At 71.3% G+C, this 18,763-nt stretch carries 16 protein-coding genes; 11 read left to right on the top strand and 5 right to left on the bottom strand.

The annotated features are described in order from the left end of the window. Positions 1–9: 9 nt before the first annotated feature. Positions 10–2,139 (bottom strand): SpoIIE family protein phosphatase, encoded by a 2,130-nt coding sequence (locus OG245_RS18120; protein ID WP_371624552.1) that lies wholly within the window; start codon positions 2,137–2,139, stop codon positions 10–12. 165 nt (positions 2,140–2,304) lie between these two features. Between OG245_RS18120 and aspS the strand changes: the two genes are divergently transcribed. The 3 genes from aspS (at position 2,305) to OG245_RS18105 (ending at position 5,857) form a co-directional block, all read left to right on the top strand. Beyond that, positions 2,305–4,116, top strand: coding sequence for an aspartate--tRNA ligase (gene aspS / locus OG245_RS18115; protein WP_371624551.1), 1,812 nt, complete (start codon positions 2,305–2,307; stop codon positions 4,114–4,116). A 267-nt stretch (positions 4,117–4,383) separates the two neighbouring features. After that, on the top strand, positions 4,384–5,175 hold the full coding sequence (locus tag OG245_RS18110; RefSeq protein WP_371624550.1) for a L,D-transpeptidase family protein: 792 nt from the start codon (positions 4,384–4,386) through the stop codon (positions 5,173–5,175). A 100-nt stretch (positions 5,176–5,275) separates the two neighbouring features. Continuing rightward, on the top strand, positions 5,276–5,857 hold the full coding sequence (locus tag OG245_RS18105; RefSeq protein WP_371624549.1) for a Uma2 family endonuclease: 582 nt from the start codon (positions 5,276–5,278) through the stop codon (positions 5,855–5,857). A 70-nt stretch (positions 5,858–5,927) separates the two neighbouring features. On the opposite strand, the gene metG is transcribed toward OG245_RS18105, so the two are convergent. Further along, entirely contained in the window at positions 5,928–7,541 is a 1,614-nt protein-coding gene (metG, locus tag OG245_RS18100) for a methionine--tRNA ligase (RefSeq protein WP_371624548.1), read from the bottom strand. 182 nt (positions 7,542–7,723) lie between these two features. On the opposite strand from metG, the gene OG245_RS18095 reads away from it, so the two are divergent. Next, positions 7,724–8,377 carry a response regulator transcription factor gene (locus tag OG245_RS18095; RefSeq protein ID WP_032752670.1) on the top strand — a complete coding sequence of 218 codons (654 nt, stop codon included), beginning with the start codon at positions 7,724–7,726 and terminating at the stop codon, positions 8,375–8,377. After that, the gene (locus OG245_RS18090) at positions 8,374–9,660 is read left to right on the top strand and encodes a sensor histidine kinase (protein ID WP_371624547.1); all 1,287 of its coding nucleotides are present in this window, start codon (positions 8,374–8,376) and stop codon (positions 9,658–9,660) included. Before OG245_RS18095 ends, OG245_RS18090 begins: the two co-directional genes overlap by 4 nt. On the opposite strand, the gene OG245_RS18085 is transcribed toward OG245_RS18090, so the two are convergent. After that, complete coding sequence (locus OG245_RS18085) at positions 9,594–11,294, bottom strand: VWA domain-containing protein (RefSeq protein WP_371624546.1); 1,701 nt, start codon at positions 11,292–11,294, stop codon at positions 9,594–9,596. The genes OG245_RS18090 and OG245_RS18085 overlap by 67 nt on opposite strands. Positions 11,295–11,587: 293 nt before the next feature. Here OG245_RS18085 and OG245_RS18080 point away from each other — a divergent pair, with 293 nt between their 5' ends. Together OG245_RS18080 and OG245_RS18075 are read left to right on the top strand one after the other, a co-directional pair. Next, a complete protein-coding gene (locus OG245_RS18080) occupies positions 11,588–13,657 on the top strand; it encodes a PhoX family phosphatase (protein WP_371624545.1) in 2,070 nt (689 codons plus the stop codon). Positions 13,658–13,721: 64 nt separating this feature from the next. Next, positions 13,722–14,123 (top strand): RNA-binding S4 domain-containing protein, encoded by a 402-nt coding sequence (locus tag OG245_RS18075; protein ID WP_371624544.1) that lies wholly within the window; start codon positions 13,722–13,724, stop codon positions 14,121–14,123. Positions 14,124–14,217: 94 nt separating this feature from the next. Here OG245_RS18075 and OG245_RS18070 read toward each other — a convergent pair whose 3' ends face one another. Then, the gene (locus tag OG245_RS18070) at positions 14,218–14,463 is read right to left on the bottom strand and encodes a DUF2630 family protein (RefSeq protein ID WP_371624543.1); all 246 of its coding nucleotides are present in this window, start codon (positions 14,461–14,463) and stop codon (positions 14,218–14,220) included. 60 nt (positions 14,464–14,523) lie between these two features. Then, positions 14,524–15,441 (bottom strand): hypothetical protein, encoded by a 918-nt coding sequence (locus tag OG245_RS18065; RefSeq protein WP_371624542.1) that lies wholly within the window; start codon positions 15,439–15,441, stop codon positions 14,524–14,526. A 118-nt stretch (positions 15,442–15,559) separates the two neighbouring features. Between OG245_RS18065 and OG245_RS18060 the strand changes: the two genes are divergently transcribed. The 4 genes from OG245_RS18060 (at position 15,560) to OG245_RS18045 (ending at position 18,717) form a co-directional block, all read left to right on the top strand. Beyond that, positions 15,560–15,967, top strand: coding sequence for a hypothetical protein (locus OG245_RS18060; RefSeq protein WP_371624541.1), 408 nt, complete (start codon positions 15,560–15,562; stop codon positions 15,965–15,967). Positions 15,968–16,170: 203 nt separating this feature from the next. Beyond that, positions 16,171–16,797, top strand: a complete 627-nt coding sequence (locus OG245_RS18055; protein WP_371624540.1) for an NADPH-dependent FMN reductase — start codon at positions 16,171–16,173, stop codon at positions 16,795–16,797. A 94-nt stretch (positions 16,798–16,891) separates the two neighbouring features. After that, positions 16,892–17,863, top strand: a complete 972-nt coding sequence (locus OG245_RS18050; RefSeq protein ID WP_371624539.1) for an ATP-binding cassette domain-containing protein — start codon at positions 16,892–16,894, stop codon at positions 17,861–17,863. After that, positions 17,860–18,717: an ABC transporter permease gene (locus OG245_RS18045; RefSeq protein ID WP_371624538.1), complete on the top strand. Its 858-nt coding sequence runs from the start codon at positions 17,860–17,862 to the stop codon at positions 18,715–18,717. The genes OG245_RS18050 and OG245_RS18045 overlap by 4 nt, the downstream gene beginning before the upstream one ends. Positions 18,718–18,763: the final 46 nt, after the last annotated feature.

Here is an 18,763-nt window from a genome sequence, read left to right as displayed (position 1 = left end):
GGGCCGGCCTCAGGAGGCCGCGGCCTCCGCCGACACCCCCGGCCCGTCCGACTCGTACAGCTCGAACCAGATCGACTTCCCCTCCCCGCGCGGGTCCACCCCCCACGCGTCCGCCAGCATCTCCATCAGCACCAGCCCCCGCCCGCTGGACGCCATCTCGCCCGGCCGCCTCTTGTGCGGCAGCTCGTCGCTGGCGTCGGCGACCTCGACGCGCAGCCGCCGCTCCCCCCGCTCGCCGGAGATCTCCGCCACCATCAGCGCGTCCCCGTCGGTGTGGACGAGCACGTTGGTGGCCATCTCGGAGACCATCAGGACCGCCGAGTCGACCTGGTCGGGATCGCTCCAGTCGTGGAGCAGTTCGCGCACGAGCTGCCGGCCGACCGAGACCCGTTCGGGCTCGGCCTGCGCGATGGTCAGGACGCTGCGGCGCGGCGGCGTCTCCCGGGCGGAGCTGCTCTCCCGCCGCAGCACCAGGACCGCGATGTCGTCCTCCCGCCGGTCCGCGAGCGGCCCCGTCGTGTAGTGCGAGGCCGGCCCGTGCACGGCCTGGACCAGGGCGTCGGCCAGCTGTTCCAGGTCCTCGACGGGCTCCTCCAGGACCGGGCGCAGCCGGTCCCAGCCGGTGGCCATGTCGTGCCCGCCCGTCTCGATGAGACCGTCCGTGCAGAGCATGATCGTCTCGCCGGGCTCCAGGACCACCCGGGTGGTGGGGTAGTCGGAGTCCGTCTCGATCCCGAGCGGCAGCCCGCCGGCCGTCTGCCGGATCACCGCGGTCCCGTCGGTGCTGACCACCACCGGGTCGGGGTGGCCGGCGCGGGCGATGTCCAGGGTCCCGGCCTCCGGGTCCACCTCCGCGTACAGACAGGTCGCGAAGCGCGGCGTCGCGGGCTCCTCGTCGCCCTCGACGCTCTCGTACGCGTCGGTGAGCCCGGACAGGAAGCGCGAGGCCCGGGAGAGCACGGCGTCCGGGCGGTGCCCCTCGGAGGCGTAGGCGCGCAGGGCGATGCGGAGCTGGCCCATCAGCCCGGCGGCCCGCACGTCATGGCCCTGGACGTCGCCGATGACCAGGGCGATGCGGCCGGTGGGCAGCGGGATCATGTCGTACCAGTCGCCGCCCACCTGGAGCCCGCCGCCGGTCGGCACGTACCGCGCGGCCACGGTCATGCCGGGGATCTGCGGGCCCAGGGTCGGCATCATCGAGCGCTGGAGCCCGAGCGACAGCTCGCGTTCCGTCTCGGCCACCCCGGCGCGGGCCAGGGCCTGGGCGAGCATGCGGGCGACCGTGGAGAGCACCGCGCGCTCGTCCGGGGAGAACGCCACCGGATGCCGGAACCCCGCCATCCAGGCGCCCATCGTGCGGCCGGAGGACACCAGGGGCAGAAAGGCCCAGGACTGCCGTTTGAAGCGCCGGGCGAGCGGCCAGGTGGCCGGGTAGCGGCGGCGGTACTCCTCGGGTGAGGGGAGGTAGATCGCCCGGCCGGTGCGGACGACCTCGGCGGCCGGGTAGTCCGTCTCCAGGGGCATGTCGGTGAAGGGCTCCTCGTCCTCCGAGTTGTGCCCGTGGTGCCCGATGATCGTCAGCCGCTCCCCGGCGGAGCCGAAGACCGCCAGGCCGTCCGGGGAGAAGCCGGGCATGGAGAGCGAACCGGCGACCCGCAGCACCTCCGCGGTGGAACGGGCCTCGGCCAGCGCCCGCCCGGCGTCCAGCAGGAACGCCTCCCGGGACCGGCGCCAGTCCCCGGTGATCGGCGTGTGGGCGGCGTCGGTGGAGCCGGGCTGCGGCTCGGCGACCTCCTGGAGCGTGCCGAAGAGAACGTAGTTCCCGGTGTCCTGGTCCGGCGGGACGACCGGCTTGGACCGGCTGCGTACGGTACGGAGGACCCGGCCGCGCTCGTCCACGATCCGCAGCCGTGCCTCGGCGAGGGTGCCCTCGGTGACCGCGAGGTTCACCACCCCGTAGATCTCGTTCCAGTCGACCGGGTGGAAACGGGAGCGCACCGCGGACTCCCGGTAGCTGCCCGGCTCGGCGGGCAGGCCGAGCAGCCGGGCCGCCTCCGCGTCGAGCGTGACCGTGCCGGCTGCGTTGTCCCAGCGCCACAGGCCCGTCGCGATCGCGGCCAGGACTTCCTCGGTGCGCATTGCCCCACTTTAGGAAGATGTGCTCGGCGGACGCCACCGAGGGGCCGCCACCTGCTGCGGGGGCGGCGGGTGCGGCGACGTAAAGGGAAATGAACCGTCCCCTCCCCGGGCGGTAGCCTGGGGAGGCTCCGACCACCCCCAAACGCGAAGACTGGATGAACGACGATGCATCGGTACAGGTCCCACACCTGCGGCGAGCTCCGCGCCTCTGACGTCGGCACCGACGTCCGGCTGAGCGGCTGGCTGCACAATCGCCGAGACCTGGGTGGCATCCTCTTCATCGATCTGCGCGACCACTACGGTCTGGTGCAGCTCGTCGCCCGCCCCGGCACCCCCGGCAACGAGGCCCTGGCGAAGCTCACCAAGGAGACCGTCGTCCGGATCGACGGCAAGGTCTCCGCGCGCGGAGCCGACAACGTCAACCCGGAGCTGCCGACCGGCGAGATCGAGATCGAGGTCACCGAGGTCGAGGTGCTCGGCGAGGCCGGCCCGCTGCCCTTCACGATCAACACCGAGGACGGCGTCAACGAGGAGCGGCGCCTGGAGTACCGCTTCCTCGACCTGCGCCGCGAGCGCATGCACCGCAACATCATGCTGCGCTCGGCCGTGATCGCCTCCATCCGCTCCAAGATGGTGGCCCTCGGCTTCAACGAGATGGCGACTCCGATCCTCACCGCGACCTCCCCCGAGGGCGCCCGTGACTTCGTCGTCCCGTCCCGGCTGAACCCCGGCAAGTTCTACGCGCTGCCGCAGGCCCCGCAGCAGTTCAAGCAGCTGCTGATGATCTCGGGCTTCGACCGCTACTTCCAGATCGCGCCCTGCTTCCGCGACGAGGACGCCCGCGCGGACCGCTCCCCGGGCGAGTTCTACCAGCTCGACGTCGAGATGTCCTTCGTCGAGCAGGAGGACGTCTTCCAGCCGATCGAGAAGCTGATGACCGAGCTCTTCACCGAGTTCGGCAACGGCCGCGAGGTCACCTCGCCGTTCCCGCGCATCCCGTTCCGCGAGTCGATGCTGAAGTACGGCAACGACAAGCCGGACCTGCGCGCCAAGCTGGAGCTCGTCGACATCTCGGACGTCTTCGCCGACTCCGGGTTCAAGGCGTTCGCCGGCAAGCACGTCCGCGCGCTGCCGGTGCCGGACACCGCGGGCCAGTCCCGCAAGTTCTTCGACGGCCTCGGTGAGTACGCCGTCGAGCACGGCGCCAAGGGCCTGGCCTGGGTGCGCGTGGGCGAGGACGGCACGCTGGCCGGACCGATCGCCAAGTTCCTCACCGAGACCGACGTCAAGACGCTCACCGAGCGCCTCTCGCTGGTCCCGGGCCACGCCGTCTTCTTCGGCGCGGGCGAGTTCGACGAGGTCTCCAAGATCATGTCGGCCGTCCGGGTCGAGGCCGCCAAGCGCGCCGGCCACTTCGAGGAGGGCGTGTTCCGGTTCTGCTGGATCGTCGACTTCCCGATGTACGAGAAGGACGAGGAGACCGGCAAGATCGACTTCTCGCACAACCCCTTCTCGATGCCCCAGGGCGGCCTCGCCGACCTGGAGGAGAAGGACCCGCTCGACATCCTCGCCTGGCAGTACGACATCGTCTGCAACGGCATCGAGCTGTCCTCGGGCGCCATCCGTAACCACGAGCCCGAGCTGATGCTCAAGGCCTTCGAGATCGCCGGTTACGACCGCGAGACCGTCGAGCACGAGTTCGCGGGCATGCTCCGCGCGTTCCGCCTCGGCGCCCCGCCGCACGGTGGCATCGCCCCGGGCGTCGACCGCATCGTGATGCTGCTCGCCGACGAGCCGAACATCCGCGAGACCATCGCCTTCCCGCTCAACGGCAACGCCCAGGACCTGATGATGGGCGCCCCGACCGAGCTGGACGAGACCCGTCTGCGCGAGCTGAACATCCAGCTGCGCAAGCCGGTCGCCGCGAAGGGCGCGGGCGCGTCGGAGAAGTCCGCGGAGAAGCCCGCGGAGAAGTAGTTCCGGAAGGGCAGCCCTCGGCCGCTCCTCCCGCTCCGCGGATGTTTCACGTGAAACAGCCCCCGATCACCCGATCGGGGGCTGCTTCGTTGCACGCGGCGGAAAACCGATGACAGCTGGGCTACGCGGTCAGGGCGACGCGGTACAGCCGGATGGCCCCGGTTCGGGTTCGGCCGGGCCGGGCCCGGCAAGGACTGGCACCGAGACACCCCTCTCACCCCCCTTGCCGCGCCGCGCCGTCCGCCGCCACCCGAGGAGCCCGCCACCGTGTCCGTCCCACGCCGCCCGCCCGCCCTGCTCGCCGCGCCACTCCTCGTCCTGGCCCTGCTGCTCACCGGCTGCTCCTCCGGCGCCGCTCCCACGGAGACTCCCGTGGGAGCTCCGGGGCTGGGCGCCGCGGGTCCGGAGTCCGACGCCGCCTCCGTACGCCGGGCATCACCCGGCCCGGAGCCCGCGCCGAGCCCCGCCGGGATCCCGGGCCTGGGACCGGAGACCCTGGCCCAGGTCCCCGCCGAGGCCCGGCAGGTGTTCGTCGTGACCGGCGAGGAGGCCGACTCCCACCAGTCCGGTGCCGTTCTGTACAGCCGCGAGGACGCGGCGAAGAGCTGGCAGCCGGTCCTGGGGCCCTGGCCGGCGCACAACGGGATGGAGGGCTGGACGGACCACCATGTGGCAGGCGACCTGAGGTCCCCCAGGGGCGTCTACCCCCTCACCGACGCGGGCGGCCGGCTCCCCGACCCGGGAGCGCTGCTGCCGTACGACGAGCACCCACGGTTCGCGGTGGACGGCGAGGGCTTCTACGGAGAGCCGCTGGAGGGCTCCTTCGACTACGTCGTCGCGATCAACTACAACCGCACGGCGGGCGTCAGCCCCCTGAACCGCACCCGCCCGCTCGGCCTCGAACGCGGCGGCGGCATCTGGATCCACGTCGACCACGGCGGCCCCACCCAGGGCTGCGTCTCCGTGCCCGAGGAACACATGGAGGAGCTCCTGCGCACCCTGGACCCGGCCATGAACCCGGTGATCGTGATGGGGGACGCGGCGACCCTCGGGCGGTGATCGGGCGGTGATCGGGCGTACGGGCGGGGGCCCTTGCCCGTACGCTGAGGATGTTCCCCGGTACAAGTGACCCGGTGGCCCGGTGCAGGAGGAGGTCGTTGTGAGCGTGGTCGAGGACCGCGTCCTGACGCAGGACGTCTTCGAAGAGCTGGCCCGTACCGCCATACGTGCGGAGGAGGCACTGCGGCTGGAGTTCGTGAACGGGAAACTGGGGGTCAAGGCTGTGCCGGACGGGGACCACGGGCGGATCATCGAGTGGCTGACGCGACTGTGCATGCAGGCGGATCCGAATCGATGGCTCTACTCCGAGCAGGGGCTGCGCGTCGAGACGTATCGCAAGGGCAATGCCCGCCCCGACGGGGCCTTCGCCCGCAGCGGTGCCTTCGTCGGCCAGGGCGAATGGGCCAGCCCCGACGACGTCCTCATGGTCGTCGAGGTCACCTCGTACGACGAGGACACCGACCGCCGCGACCGCGTCGAGAAGCCGCGCGCGTACGCCGAGACCGGTATCCCCGTCTATCTGCTGATCGACCGGGACAGCTGTGAGGTGAAGGTCCACTCGGGGCCCGACGGCGTCCGCTACGAGCAGGTCGTCACCGTGCCGTACGGCAAGACCGTCACCCTCCCCGATCCGGTCGGGATCGAGCTGGACACCGAACCGCTCACGAGCTGGGTGCGCTGACCCGAAGCCGGAACGCGATGAGCCCGGGACCGCTGTTCACGGTCCCGGGCTCATCGTGCGTACGGAGGCGTTACGCCGGCTTCTCCTCCAGGCGCGGGAACAGCACCGCGCCCTTCGTCACCGTCGCGCCCACGGGCAGTACGCCCCAGGCGCCCGCGTCCTGGACCTTCTGGTCGGCCAGTGCGCCCAGGGACTCCTCGGCGCCCAGGGACTCCCAGAGCTTCTGCGAGGTCTCCGGCATCACCGGGTTGAGCAGGACCGCGACCCCGCGCAGCGACTCGGCGGCCGTGTACAGGACGGTCGCCAGGCGGGCCTGGCCCTCCGGGCTGGTGTCCTTGGCCACCTTCCACGGCTCCTGCTCCGTGATGTAGCCGTTGACCTGCTTCACGAAGTCGAAGACCGCCAGGATGCCGGACTGGAAGTCCAGCTCCTCGCCGATCTTCCGGTCGGCGGTCGCCACGGCCTTCGCCAGGCCCTCCCGCACGGCCCGCTCGGCGTCACCGGCGGCCGTCGCCTCCGGCAGTGCGCCGCCGAAGTACTTGCCGACCATCGCCGCGACCCGCGAGGCGAGGTTGCCGTAGTCGTTGGCCAGCTCGGAGGTGTAGCGGGCGGTGAAGTCCTCCCACGAGAACGACCCGTCGCTGCCGTACGCGATGGCCCGCAGGAAGTACCAGCGGTACGCGTCCACGCCGAAGTGCGAGGTCAGGTCCTGCGGCTTGATGCCGGTCAGGTTGGACTTGGACATCTTCTCGCCGCCGACCATCAGCCAGCCGTTGGCGACGACCTTGCCCGGCAGCGGCAGACCCTGTGCCATCAGCATCGCGGGCCAGATCACCGAGTGGAAGCGGAGGATGTCCTTGCCGATCAGGTGCACGTCCGCCGGGAACGTACCGTCGAACTTCTCCTGGTTCGCGCCGTAGCCCACGGCCGTCGCGTAGTTGAGCAGCGCGTCGACCCACACGTAGATGACGTGCTTGTCGTCCCACGGCACCGGGACGCCCCAGTCGAACGTCGAGCGCGAGATCGACAGGTCCTGGAGACCCTGCTCGACGAAGTTCACGACCTCGTTGCGCGCCGACTCGGGTTGGATGAAGCCGGGGTTCGCCGCGTAGAACTCCAGCAGCTTCGGGCCGTACTCGCTCAGCTTGAAGAAGTAGTTCTCCTCCTTGAGGAGCTCCACCGGCTTCTTGTGGATCGGGCAGAGCTTCTGCCCGGCGAACTCGCCCTCGCCGTCGATCAGATCGCCGGGGAGCTTGTACTCCTCGCACCCCACGCAGTACGGGCCCTCGTACCCGCCCTTGTAGATCTCGCCCTTGTCGTACAGGTCCTGCACGAACTCCTGCACACGATCGGTGTGCCGCTTCTCCGTCGTCCGGATGAAGTCGTCGTTGGCGATGTTCAGGTGCTCCCAGAGGGGCTTCCACGCCTCCTCGACGAGCTTGTCGCACCAGGCCTGCGGCGTGACGTTGTTCGCCTCGGCCGTGCGCATGATCTTCTGACCGTGCTCGTCCGTGCCGGTGAGGTACCACACCTTCTCGCCGCGCTGGCGGTGCCAGCGCGTGAGCACGTCGCCTGCGACGGTCGTGTAGGCGTGGCCCAGGTGAGGAGCGTCGTTGACGTAGTAGATGGGGGTCGAGACGTAGTACGCCTTCGCCCCCTGCTTCTCGGATCCAGTGGCCGCCATGGTCGAAATCCTAACGGCCAGATCAAGATCCACTCACATCGATAAACCGAGGCCCCCGCGCGGGCGGAGCGGTGGCCTCCGGTGGAGAGCTTTGCGAAACATCCGTTCCCGTAATGGTTCCCGTAGGAAAGTCGCATCCTGGGAGGGAGCGGACAAGCGTGCACGAGGCAGGGGACATCACCATGCGGGTACTGGTCGCCGAGGACGAGGAGATCCTCGCGGAGCTGGTCGCCACCGGACTGCGCCGGGCCGGCTTCGCGGTCGACACGGTGTACAGCGGGGACGCGGCCCTCGCCTACCTCGGCCTGCACGACTACGACGTCGTCGTGCTCGACCGCGACCTCCCCCGGGTGCACGGCGACGACGTGGCCCGCCGCCTGGTCGCCTCCGGCTCCCGCACCCGGATCCTGATGCTCACCGCCTCCGGCACCATGGAGGACCGGGTCGCCGGGCTCGATCTGGGGGCCGACGACTACGTGGCCAAGCCGTTCGAATTCCCCGAGCTGGTCTCCCGGGTGCGCGCCCTGCGCCGGCGCAGCGCCCGGCCCGTGCCGCCCCAGCTGGAGCGGCACGGCATCCGGCTCGACACCGTACGGCGCTCCGCGCTCCGCGACGGCCGGGACCTGGACCTCTCGCCGAAGGAGTTCACCGTGCTGCAACTGCTCCTGGAGGCCGACGGCGGCACGGTCAGCGCGGAAGAGCTGCTGGAGCGGGCCTGGGACGCCAACGCCGACCCGTTCACGGGTGCCGTGCGCGTCTGTATGAGCAAGCTCCGCGCCAAACTCGGCGAGCCCGCGCTGATCCGCACCGTGCAGGGCGTCGGGTACGCCCTGTGAGGCGGCCGTCCCCGCTGCGGCGGCTGGTGGACGCCTCGAAGCTGCCGCACTCGACGATCCGGACCCGGATCGCCCTCGTGTACGGCGGTGTCTTCCTGGTGCTCGGCACCGCCCTGCTGGCCACCGTCAACCTGGCCTCCCGCGCCGGCACGGAGACCGAGGCGCGCTCCATCGCCTCGTCCGCCGCGGTCGCCCAGCCCGGCTACGCGGTGAACGGTCCGCTGATCTCCCGTCGGCACCTGGGGCCGCCCACCGTCTACGACCTCACCGACAACGTCAGCAACGCGGCGGGGCAACAGCTCCTGTACTGGTCGATCGCCGCCCTGCTCGTGATGACGGGCTGCGCGGTCGCGGTCGGCTGGTGGACCGCCGGGCGGGTGCTGCGCCCCATCCACGACATGACCGAGAAGGCCCGCCGGCTCTCCGCGCACACCCTCCACGAGCGGATGGCGCCCACCGGGCCCGACGACGAGCTGAAGGAACTGGGGGAGACGCTGGACGCGCTGCTGGCCCGGCTGGAGAAGGCGTTCGACAGCCAGCAGAGATTCATCGCCAACGCCTCGCACGAGCTGAGAACCCCGCTGGCCACCCAGCGCGCCGCGATCCAGATCGGCCTGGACGACCCGTCTCCCGAGGACCTCGTGCGCACCCGGCAGACCCTGCTGGACAACAACCGGCGCAGCGAGCGGCTCATCGAGGGGCTGCTCGTGCTGGCCCGCAGCGAACGGGGACTGGCCTCGGACGAGCGCGAGGCGGTCCGTCTTGACCACGTCGTCCGGGAGGAGGCGGCCCGCCGTCCGGCCGCACGCGGCGCGAGCGGCGGTCCGGAGGGCCGGGGGCCGGGCGGCGGACCGGCCGTGAACGTCGTGGTGGCCGCCTGTTCCGTGCGCGGCAACCGGCTGCTGCTCGCCCAGCTGGTGGCGAACCTGCTGGCCAACGCGGTCACGTACAACGTGCCGGGCGGCTCGGTGGAGGTCTCGCTGACCGGGGAGGGGGCCCTGCGGGTGCGCAACACCGGACCGGAGGTCTCGGAGGGCGATATCGCGGGGTTCTTCGAGCCGTTCCGGCGGGGCGAGGGCCGGGACCGGATGGGCCCGGGGTCGGGCCTCGGCCTGTCGATCGTCCGGTCGATCGCGGTGGCCCACGGCGGTACGGTCACGGCGATACCGGGCCCGGAGGGCGGCGGTCTCGCCGTGACCGTACGGCTGCCGGTCGATCAGGCCCCGGAGCCGGCCGCGCGCTCGGCGGCCCAGGCCGGCAGCCCGGCGAGGATCTCGCGGTAGAGCTCGGCGTCCGTGATCTCGCGGGGCGCCGGTCCGGCGTGGAAGAAGCCAATGTTCGGGACGTCGAGCTTCCGCAGGAAGTCGAAGCCCTTCGCGTCCTGCTCGCCGAAGGCGACGAACTGGAAGTACAGCGGCAGCCGTGCCGCCTCCGTGAGGGCCTGCCGGGCGGCCTGCTTGGCGTCCGGCGGGCCGTCCGTCTGGAAGATCACGAGAGCCGGACCGGTGGCACCCGACTTCTCGTAGTGCGCGACGATCTCCTCGACCGCACGGTGGTAGTGCGTCCGGCCCAGCCGGCCGAGGCCCGCGTGCAGCTCGTCGACGCGGCCCTCGTGTCCGGAGAGCTCGATGGCGCCGGTGCCGTCGATGTCCGTCGAGAAGAAGACGACCGGCACGGTGGCGTCCTCGTCCAGGTGCGCGGCGAGCGCGAGCGTCCGGTCGCCCAGGTGCTGGGCGCTGCCGTCCTTGTAGAACGGCCGCATCGAGCCGGAGCGGTCGAGCACCAGGTAGACCCGGGCGCGGAGCCCGGTCAGCCCGTGCGCCTTGAGCGCGGTCTGCGCCGCCTTGTACGGGGCGACGAGCTGCGGAGCGCGCGACTTGACCCGCGCGAGCGTGGTGGCGGGCTTGCCGGGGGCGGATTCCGGGGCGACGGGCTTGAGGGTGGCGGGCTCCGGTGCCGTGATGACCGGCTCGGGGGTGGCGGTGACCGGCTCCGGGGCGGTGACGACGGGCTCCGGGGCCGTGACGACGGGCGCCGGGGCGACCGGCTCGGGGGCGGCCGTGACCTGCTCCGGAGCGGCCGGGGTCTCTGCGACGGCCGACGTCTCCAGGGTCTCCGGCGCCTCTGCGGCTGCCGGTGCCACTGATGCCTTGGGTGCTTCGGGCGCTTCGCGTGCCTCGGGCGCTTCGGGTGCCTCGGCGGCGGCGGAGGCGGCCTGAGGTACCTCGGCTTCCGCTGTTTCGGGGGTGGTCTCCGTTGCCGTCTCCGTTGCCTCTTCGGTCGCCGCTTCCGGCTCGGCCTTCGGCTCCGGTGCGGGCTCCGGGGCCTCGTCGACGTCGAAGTCGATCGTGATCGGCTCAGGAACCGGCGTCGGCACGGGGTTCTCGGCCTTGACGGGCTCCTCGGCGGCCTCGACGGCCAGCGGTTCCTCGGCCTTGACGGTTTCCTCTACGGTCACCGGCTCCTCGGCGGTCACCGGCTTCTCTACGGTCACCGGCTCCTCGGCGGTCACCGGCTTCTCTACGGTCACCGGCTCCTCGGCGGTCACCGGCTTCTCCGCCGCGGGCTTCTCCGCCTGCGGAGCGTCTTCCGGGGCCGACTTCTGCGCGGGGACGGTCGGCGACGTCGGCGCCGCGGCCGCCTTGTCGAAGGCCTCCGCCACCAGGTCGGCGGCCAGCGAGCCGTCACGCTCCGTGGAGGACGTGGAGGACGTGGAGGACGCGGTGGAGGGGGACGAGGGCGAGGCCGGGGCCGGGATCGACACCTTCGGCTCCGTCGCGGGCTCGGCCGCCGAAGTGGTCTCCGGCTCCGTCTCCTTGGGCTGAACGCGCTCGGCCTGGGGCGGGACGGTGGCCGTGGTCGGCTCGTCCTGCTCCGTGCGGCCGAACACCTTACGCAGCAAGCTCCGAATGCCCATGGGCGAGGCCTTTCGCATGAGTTGGGTGCGGTGAATGTCCGACCTGGGTTCATTCATCCCTGGCCAGGACGGATACGTAAGGTTAGCGGCCGGATCCGGCCGTTCGCCGGTGCGGCCCACCCCTGCGTCAACCGAGCCGAAACCGTTCCCGGACCGAGTCCGCGACGGCGTCCGCCACCGGCCCGCAAGGAAACAGCGGTGGCCCGGACTTCACCCGCCGTTCACCGGGAGTCCCTCGGACCGCGTGGAGGCACACATACCGTCACGCACGACACCAGACGGAAGGAATCCACGTGCGCAATCTGCTGCCGTTCATCAGCTCGCATCCGGGTGGGCGTTCCGCGCTGACCTGCCGCTTCCGCTGTGGGGACGCCTGCTTCAAGGAGACGCCCAACAACAGCGACAACGAGTACGCCGGCGACATCATCGCCGGTGCCGTGTCGCGCCGTTCGATGATGCGCGCCGCCGCCGTGGTCACCGTCGCCACCGCCGCCGGCACCGTGGCCCTGACCGGCCCGAGCGCCCCGCAGGCCGAGGCCGCCGCGCTCGCCGGGCACGGCCACAAACCGGGCCACCCCCACAAACCGACCGCGTCCGGTGCGCGTGGCCTGCGGTTCTCGCCGGTCGCGCCCAACAAGGACGACAAGGTCACCATCCCCGACGGGTACGCCCAGAACGTGGTGATCCGTTGGGGCGAGCCGATCCTGCGCGGAGCGCCCTCCTTCGACCCGGACAAGCAGACGGCGAAGGCCCAGGCCGGCCAGTTCGGCTACAACAACGACTTCCTCTCCCTGCTCCCGCTGCGCGGCGAGCGCGGTCGGCAGGTCATGGTCGCGAACCATGAGTACACGGACGAGATCCTCATGTTCCGCGGCTACGATCCGGCCAACCCGACCCGTGAGCAGGTGGAGATCGCCTGGGCGGCGCACGGACTCTCCGTGGTCGTCGTCCAGGAGGAGCACCGCACCGGCAGGCTGGGACCGGTCAACCGGCACCCGCTGAACCGCCGTCTGACCGCGACCAGCGAGTTCCGTATGACGGGTCCGGCCGCGGGCAGCGCCCTGCTGCGCACCTCCGCCGACCGGTCCGGCCGCAAGGTGCTCGGCACCCTCAACAACTGTGCGGGCGGCACCACTCCGTGGGGCACCACGCTGCACGGCGAGGAGAACTTCAACCAGTACTTCGCCAACGGCACCACCGACATGCACAAGCGGTACGGGATCGGCACGAGTGCCACCGAGCGCAAGTGGGAGCGTTTCGACCGGCGGTTCGACCTGGCGAAGGAGCCCAACGAGGCCAACCGCTTCGGCTGGGTCGTCGAACTCGACCCGTACGACCCGGACTCCACCCCGCGCAAGCGGACCGCGCTGGGCCGGTTCAAGCACGAGGCCGCACAGCCCCGGCTCACCTCCGACGGCCGCCCGGTCGTCTACATGGGCGACGACGAGAAGTTCGACTACCTCTACAAGTTCGTCTCCAGCAAGCGGATGAAGAAGGGGAACTCGCGGGCTGCCCGCGAGCACAACCTGACGCTGCTGGACGAGGGCACGCTGTACGTCGCCAAGCTGAGCGGCGACTCGCCGGTCGCCGAGATCGACGGCACCGGAAAGCTGCCGTCCGACGGGGAGTTCGACGGCAGCGGCGTCTGGATCCCGCTGGCCACCGGCACCACCTCGCACGTGCCCGGCATGACCGCCGACGAGGTGTACGTCTACACGCGGCTCGCCGGTGACAAGGTCGGCGCGACCAAGATGGACCGCCCCGAGGACGTCGAGCCCTCGCCGCGCACCGGCCGCGTCTATGTCGCGCTCACCAACAACTCGGACCGCGGCAAGGCGGGCAAGCCCGGCGCGGACGAGGCGAACCCGCGCAACAGCAACAAGCACGGGCAGATCCTTGAGCTCGCGGAGAACTGGGACGACCCGGCGGGCGACGGCTTCGCCTGGCGGCTGTTCCTCGTGGCGGGCGACCCGGACGACCCGGCGACGTACTTCTCCGGCTTCCCCAAGGAGAACGTCAGCCCCATCTCCTGCCCGGACAACGTGGCGTTCGACGCCCACGGCAACCTGTGGATCTCCACGGACGGCAACCAGCTCGGCTCGCACGACGGGCTGTTCGGCGTGGCGACCCACGGTGACCGGCGCGGCGAGCTGAAGCAGTTCCTCACCGTTCCGGCCGGGGCCGAGACCTGCGGCCCGGTCATCCAGGACCGCCGGGTCCTGGTCGCGGTCCAGCACCCGGGCGAGATCGACGGGGCTTCCGTCGAGAAGCCGGCGAGCGTCTGGCCCGACGGTCCGGGCAAGATCGTCCGCCCCTCGGTCGTCGCCGTCTGGCGCAGGGACGGGCGCGACATCGGCGTGTGAGGTCCGGCGGGCGGGCGGCTTATTGCCGCTCGCCCACCGCCCGGTCCGCATTACAGTCGGACCCATGGTTTCCGGTGACGCGCCGCAGGCGGAGGGAAGCGTCCGGGTCGACGTGTGGATCTGGTCGGTCCGGCTGACGAAGACCCGTGCCCAGGCGGCCGCCGCCTGCCGGGCGGGACATGTGAAGGTCGGCGGCGAGCGGGCCAAGCCCGCACAGGCCGTACGCGTCGGTGACGAGGTGCGGCTCCGGCACGCGGGGCGGGACCGGGTGGTCGTCGTCTCGAAGGTCGTGAAGAAGCGGGTCGGTCCGCCGGTGGCCGTGGAGTGCTTCGTCGACAACAGTCCGCCCCCGCCGCCCCGCGAGGTCGCGATCCAGGTGCCCGTACGGGACCGGGGCACGGGCCGTCCGACCAAGCGCGACCGCAGGGAGATGGAACGTCTTCAGGGGCGCCCGCCGGAGAGCTGAGGCCGGCAGCCGGTCGGGTGTTTCACGTGAAACACCCGACCGGCTGCCCGGGCGCACTCGGGGACAGGGTCCCGGGCGCCCCTCGGGGCCCTGGTCAGCTCTGGTACCCCTCCACCTCGTCGGCGGGGCGGACCTTCGCCGTCGAGGGGTCCTCGCCGTACTCGCTGAGCGCCCGTCGTCGGCGCAGCAGGTCCCAGCACTGGTCGAGCTGGACCTCCACCGCCCGCAGCCGGGCCTTCTCGTCCGTGGACAGGCCCATCCTCGCCACGGAGCGGTCGCGCAGGTCGCGCTCCTCGGAGACCAGGTCGTCGATGTTCTCGAAGATGTCGCGGTCGGCCATGACGCCTCTCTCAGGTCGCTCGGTGGCGGTCACGGATCCCACTCTCGCCCCGGCGCAGCCTCATCGCACGTCGGCCGGGGCCCGCCTGTTCCGGTTCCGCAGGAGCACCCGGGCCACCACCGCACCCACCAGCAGGGCCGCGCCGACTGCCAGCACCACCCACACCGTGGTCCGCAGCGAGGCGGTCAGGGCGTCGACCACGGCGGCGGTCGCGTCCCGGTCGTTGTCCGGCACCTCGTCCAGCACCCGGCCGCGGCCGAGCGTGACCAGGACGTGGAGCGCGATCGCACCGAGCAGGAACCCGGCGCCCACGGTCGCGGTGGCCCACAGCCCGGCCCGCAGCCCGCGCCGTACGGTGGCGATGCCCACCACCAGGACGAGGAACACCAGCGTGGCGACGGCCGGCCAGATGCTGCAGTAGCGGAGCCAGCGGAACGAGCTCCTCAGATCGTCGGCCTGATCGGGGCCGAGCACGGTGATCTCCGTCCGCTCGACCGGGATCTGGTCGGCGAACGGCACGCCGTCACGTACCAGGTCCTGTTTGACCTGGTCGATCACCGGGGCCAGATCGATCGTCACGGCCTCCCCGCTGTCGCCGTCCAGGGCGGCCGCCACCGCTTCGTGGGCGGCCCGGTTCGCGGTGTCCCAGGCGTTCCGGAAGGGCTCGGTGGTGGTGAACGACCGGACGGTCTCGTGCAGGAACTCCCGGACCGTGTCCTGGAGCGGACCGAGGTCGATCTGCCGCATCGCCTCCTCGGTGACCAGATCCGCGACGGTGCTCTGCACCGCCGGGTCGGAGGAGAGCGGCGACACGGCGGCGACGTACCGGTCGGTGTCGTCGATCTCCAGGTCGACCCAGGCGGAGAGCGCGCTCAACGGCACGAGGACGGTGAGGAGGACGAGCAGGACCGCCGAGAAGGCCACGGTGGTCGGGGTGGTGGCGGTGGTCGCCGAGGTCGCCGAGTGGGGGGTCCGCACTCCTCCAGGGAATCCCGTACGGGGCCGGGCCGCTGCGGGGCGTACGCCATTCGAGTTGCCGGGCGGCGCGGTCGGGTGTGCTCTGGAGGGACGGGGGCGACGGAAGGAGCTGTCCGCGATGGCCACACACGCAGCCATGCCCGGCCGAAGTGGTTCCCGCGCGCATGCGCGGACCCGCCACCACACCCCGCTCGCCTGGGCGCTGCCCCTGGTACTCGGCGTGGCCTACGGGTTCTACGCGGCGTTCATCCGCCGCGACGGCGGCCCGAGCACCGGCGGGCAGGTCCTGCTCGGGCTCGTCTCCGGTGCCGCTCTGGCGGTCCTCTGCTTCGCGGTGGGCCGTATCCAGCGCTCGCTGCCGCGCGAGCTGCGGGCAGCCGTGTACGGCGCGCTGACCGCGTGCGCCATCGGCTTCCTGGTCAGCCTCACCGACACCAGCGTGCTGAGGTCGACCGCCCTGGGTCTGGCGGTCGGGGCGGGCGTCCTCGTCGTCTCGTTCTACGTCTTCTACACGCGGGAGACCTGAATCCCGTCCGCTGTCCGGGACCGGGCTCCGGGCTTCACCGACCGTGTGCGCGGCCGCCAGATTCGATCTGGCGGCCGCGCCCCCGCGTCTGGCGCCCAAGAGGTGAGGGAGCGGAACGGGCCGGGCCGGACGGGAGGCCCAGGAGATCCGGGAGGCCCGGTGGGCCCGGTGGGCGGCGGAGGTCACGGGAGGAGGAGCGCGCGATGACGGCGGACGGGAGCGACGGCGGGAGCGCGGACGAGAGCGACGGCGAGGACCGGGACGCGGGAGGCGGCCTTGCGCTGCGGGTAGCGGTGATCATCGGCAGTACCCGCGAGGGCCGCGTCGGCGATGCGGTCGGCCGCTGGTTCATGGAGCGGGCCGAGGACCGGAGCGAGCTGGACCTCGCCGTGCTGGATCTCGCCGACTACGACTTCCCCGTGCACTATCCGGTGCGGGCGACCGGGCAGATGACGGAGTTCACCGAGGAGATCGCCAGGGCCGAGGCCTTCGTCGTGGTCACCCCGGAGTACAACCGCTCGTTCCCCGCCTCCCTGAAACAGGCCATCGACTTCGCCTACGAGGAGTGGCAGACCAAGCCGGTCGCTTTCGTGAGCTACGGACACGGTTCCGCCGGGCTGTACGCGGTGGAGCAGCTGCGTTCGGTCTTCACCGAGCTGCACACGGTGACCCTGAGGAACGGGGTCGCGCTCGACCTGCTCCGGCAGCCGCTGGACGGGCACCCCGGCGACACCGGCCGGGACCGGTCCGTGGGGCTGATGCTCGACCAGCTCGGCTGGTGGGGCCGGGCCCTGCGCGAGGCGCGCGCCGTCCGCCCGTACGTCTCATGAGCTCCCGGAACCGGGCACGGATCACCGACCTCCTCCGACGACCCACACGACGACCCACACGACGACCGGCACGACGACCCACAAGGAATGGATCATGAGCACTGAACTGGCCATCGAGACCACGGGGCTGGTGAAGGTCTTCGGCGACAACCGTGCGGTGGACGGCATCGACCTCGCCGTCCCCACCGGCACCGTCTACGGCGTCCTCGGACCCAACGGCGCCGGGAAGACCACCGCCGTCCGCATGCTCGCGACCCTGCTGCGCCCCGACGGCGGCACGGCCCGGGTGTTCGGCAAGGACGTCGTGAAGGAAGCCGACGCGGTCCGCAGCCGGGTCAGCCTGACCGGGCAGTACGCCTCGGTGGACGAGGACCTGACCGGGTCGGAGAACCTCGTCCTGCTCGCCCGGCTGCTCGGCCACTCCAAGCCGGCGGCCCGCGACCGGGCGGCCCAGCTGCTCGAAGGGTTCGGGCTGAGCGAAGCGGCGGGCAAGCAGGTGAAGAACTACTCGGGAGGCATGCGGCGGCGCATCGACATCGCCGCGTCCATCCTGAACACCCCGGACGTGCTGTTCCTGGACGAGCCGACCACCGGACTCGACCCCCGCAGCCGCAACCAGGTGTGGGACATCGTGCGGGCGGTCGTCGCCCACGGCACCACGGTCCTGCTGACCACCCAGTATCTGGACGAGGCCGACCAGTTGGCGTCCCGTATCGCGGTGATCGACCACGGCAAGGTCATCGCCGAGGGAACCAAGGGCGAGCTCAAGGCCTCCGTCGGCTCCGGGACCGTCCATCTGCGGCTGCGGGACGGCGGTCAGCGGGCCGAGGCACAGCAGGTGCTGGCGCTCGCGCTGGACACGGAGGTCCAGCTGGACGCGGACCCGGTGGCGCTGACCGCGCGGGTCGACGGGCAGAGCACCGAGCAGGGGGCCGCGGAGCAGGCCGGGCGTGCCCTGGCCGAGCTGGCCCGCTGCGGCATCACGGTCGACAACTTCTCGCTGGGACAGCCCAGCCTCGACGAGGTCTTCCTCGCACTCACGGACAAGAAGGGAGTGGCGGCATGAGCACCGCGACCGCCAAGACGGAACTGGAGGGCGTCGAGCTCGCCGCGCCGGACCAGGAGCGGCTCTCGGCGCTCCTGGTGGGCCAGGAGCGCCCGCCGAGGCCCAGTGCCCTGTCGGCATCGATGACCTTCGGCTGGCGCGCCATGCTGAAGATCAAGCATGTGCCGGAACAGCTCTTCGATGTGACGGCTTTCCCGATCATGCTGGTCCTGATGTACACGTACCTCTTCGGAGGGGCGCTGGCCGGCTCCACGGAGGAGTACATCCAGTTCCTGCTGCCCGGCATCATGGTGATGAGCGTCGTGATGATCACGATGTACACGGGCATCGCGGTGAACACGGACATCGCCAAGGGCGTCTTCGACCGGTTCCGCACGCTGCCGATCTGGCGGCCCGCCCCGATGGTCGGCTATCTGCTCGGCGATGTCCTGCGCTATCTGCTGGCGTCGGTGGTGATGCTCGCCATCGGCATGATCATCGGGTTCCGCCCGGACGGCGGTGTGCTCGGTGTGCTGGCCGGTGTCGCGCTGCTGGTCGTGTTCTCGTTCGCGTTCTCCTGGATCTGGACGATGTTCGGGCTGCTGCTGCGCTCCGAGAAGTCGGTGATGGGCGTCAGCATGATGGTGATCTTCCCGCTGACGTTCCTCAGCAATGTCTTCGTCGACCCGAAGACGATGCCGGGCTGGCTCCAGGCCTTCGTGAACAACAGCCCGGTCACCCACCTGGCCACGGCGGTGCGTGAGCTGATGGAGGGCAACTGGCCGGCCTCCGACATCGCGTGGACGCTGGGCTGGGCCGGGGTGCTCCTGGTGGTCTTCGGCGCGGTGACGATGCGGCTCTACAACCGGAAGTGACCACCTGAAGTGACCGCCGGCGGCAGGGGCCGCCGGCGCGTCACGG

Source organism: Streptomyces sp. NBC_01116 (assembly GCF_041435495.1).
Taxonomy (GTDB): Bacteria; Actinomycetota; Actinomycetes; order Streptomycetales; family Streptomycetaceae; genus Streptomyces.
This window is presented reverse-complemented; position numbering and strand designations above follow the sequence as displayed.

Bases quoted from the DNA above. Each gene is read 5' to 3' on its own strand.
- OG245_RS18120 (WP_371624552.1), bottom strand. From the start codon at position 2,139: ATGCGCACCGAGGAAGTCCTGGCCGCGATCGCGACGGGCCTGTGGCGC.
- OG245_RS18055 (WP_371624540.1), top strand. From the start codon at position 16,171: ATGACGGCGGACGGGAGCGACGGCGGGAGCGCGGACGAGAGCGACGGC.
- OG245_RS18095 (WP_032752670.1), top strand. From the start codon at position 7,724: ATGCGGGTACTGGTCGCCGAGGACGAGGAGATCCTCGCGGAGCTGGTC.
- OG245_RS18045 (WP_371624538.1), top strand. From the start codon at position 17,860: ATGAGCACCGCGACCGCCAAGACGGAACTGGAGGGCGTCGAGCTCGCC.
- OG245_RS18050 (WP_371624539.1), top strand. From the start codon at position 16,892: ATGAGCACTGAACTGGCCATCGAGACCACGGGGCTGGTGAAGGTCTTC.
- OG245_RS18070 (WP_371624543.1), bottom strand. From the start codon at position 14,463: ATGGCCGACCGCGACATCTTCGAGAACATCGACGACCTGGTCTCCGAG.
- OG245_RS18060 (WP_371624541.1), top strand. From the start codon at position 15,560: ATGGCCACACACGCAGCCATGCCCGGCCGAAGTGGTTCCCGCGCGCAT.
- metG (WP_371624548.1), bottom strand. From the start codon at position 7,541: ATGGCGGCCACTGGATCCGAGAAGCAGGGGGCGAAGGCGTACTACGTC.
- OG245_RS18075 (WP_371624544.1), top strand. From the start codon at position 13,722: ATGGTTTCCGGTGACGCGCCGCAGGCGGAGGGAAGCGTCCGGGTCGAC.
- OG245_RS18085 (WP_371624546.1), bottom strand. From the start codon at position 11,294: ATGGGCATTCGGAGCTTGCTGCGTAAGGTGTTCGGCCGCACGGAGCAG.
- aspS (WP_371624551.1), top strand. From the start codon at position 2,305: ATGCATCGGTACAGGTCCCACACCTGCGGCGAGCTCCGCGCCTCTGAC.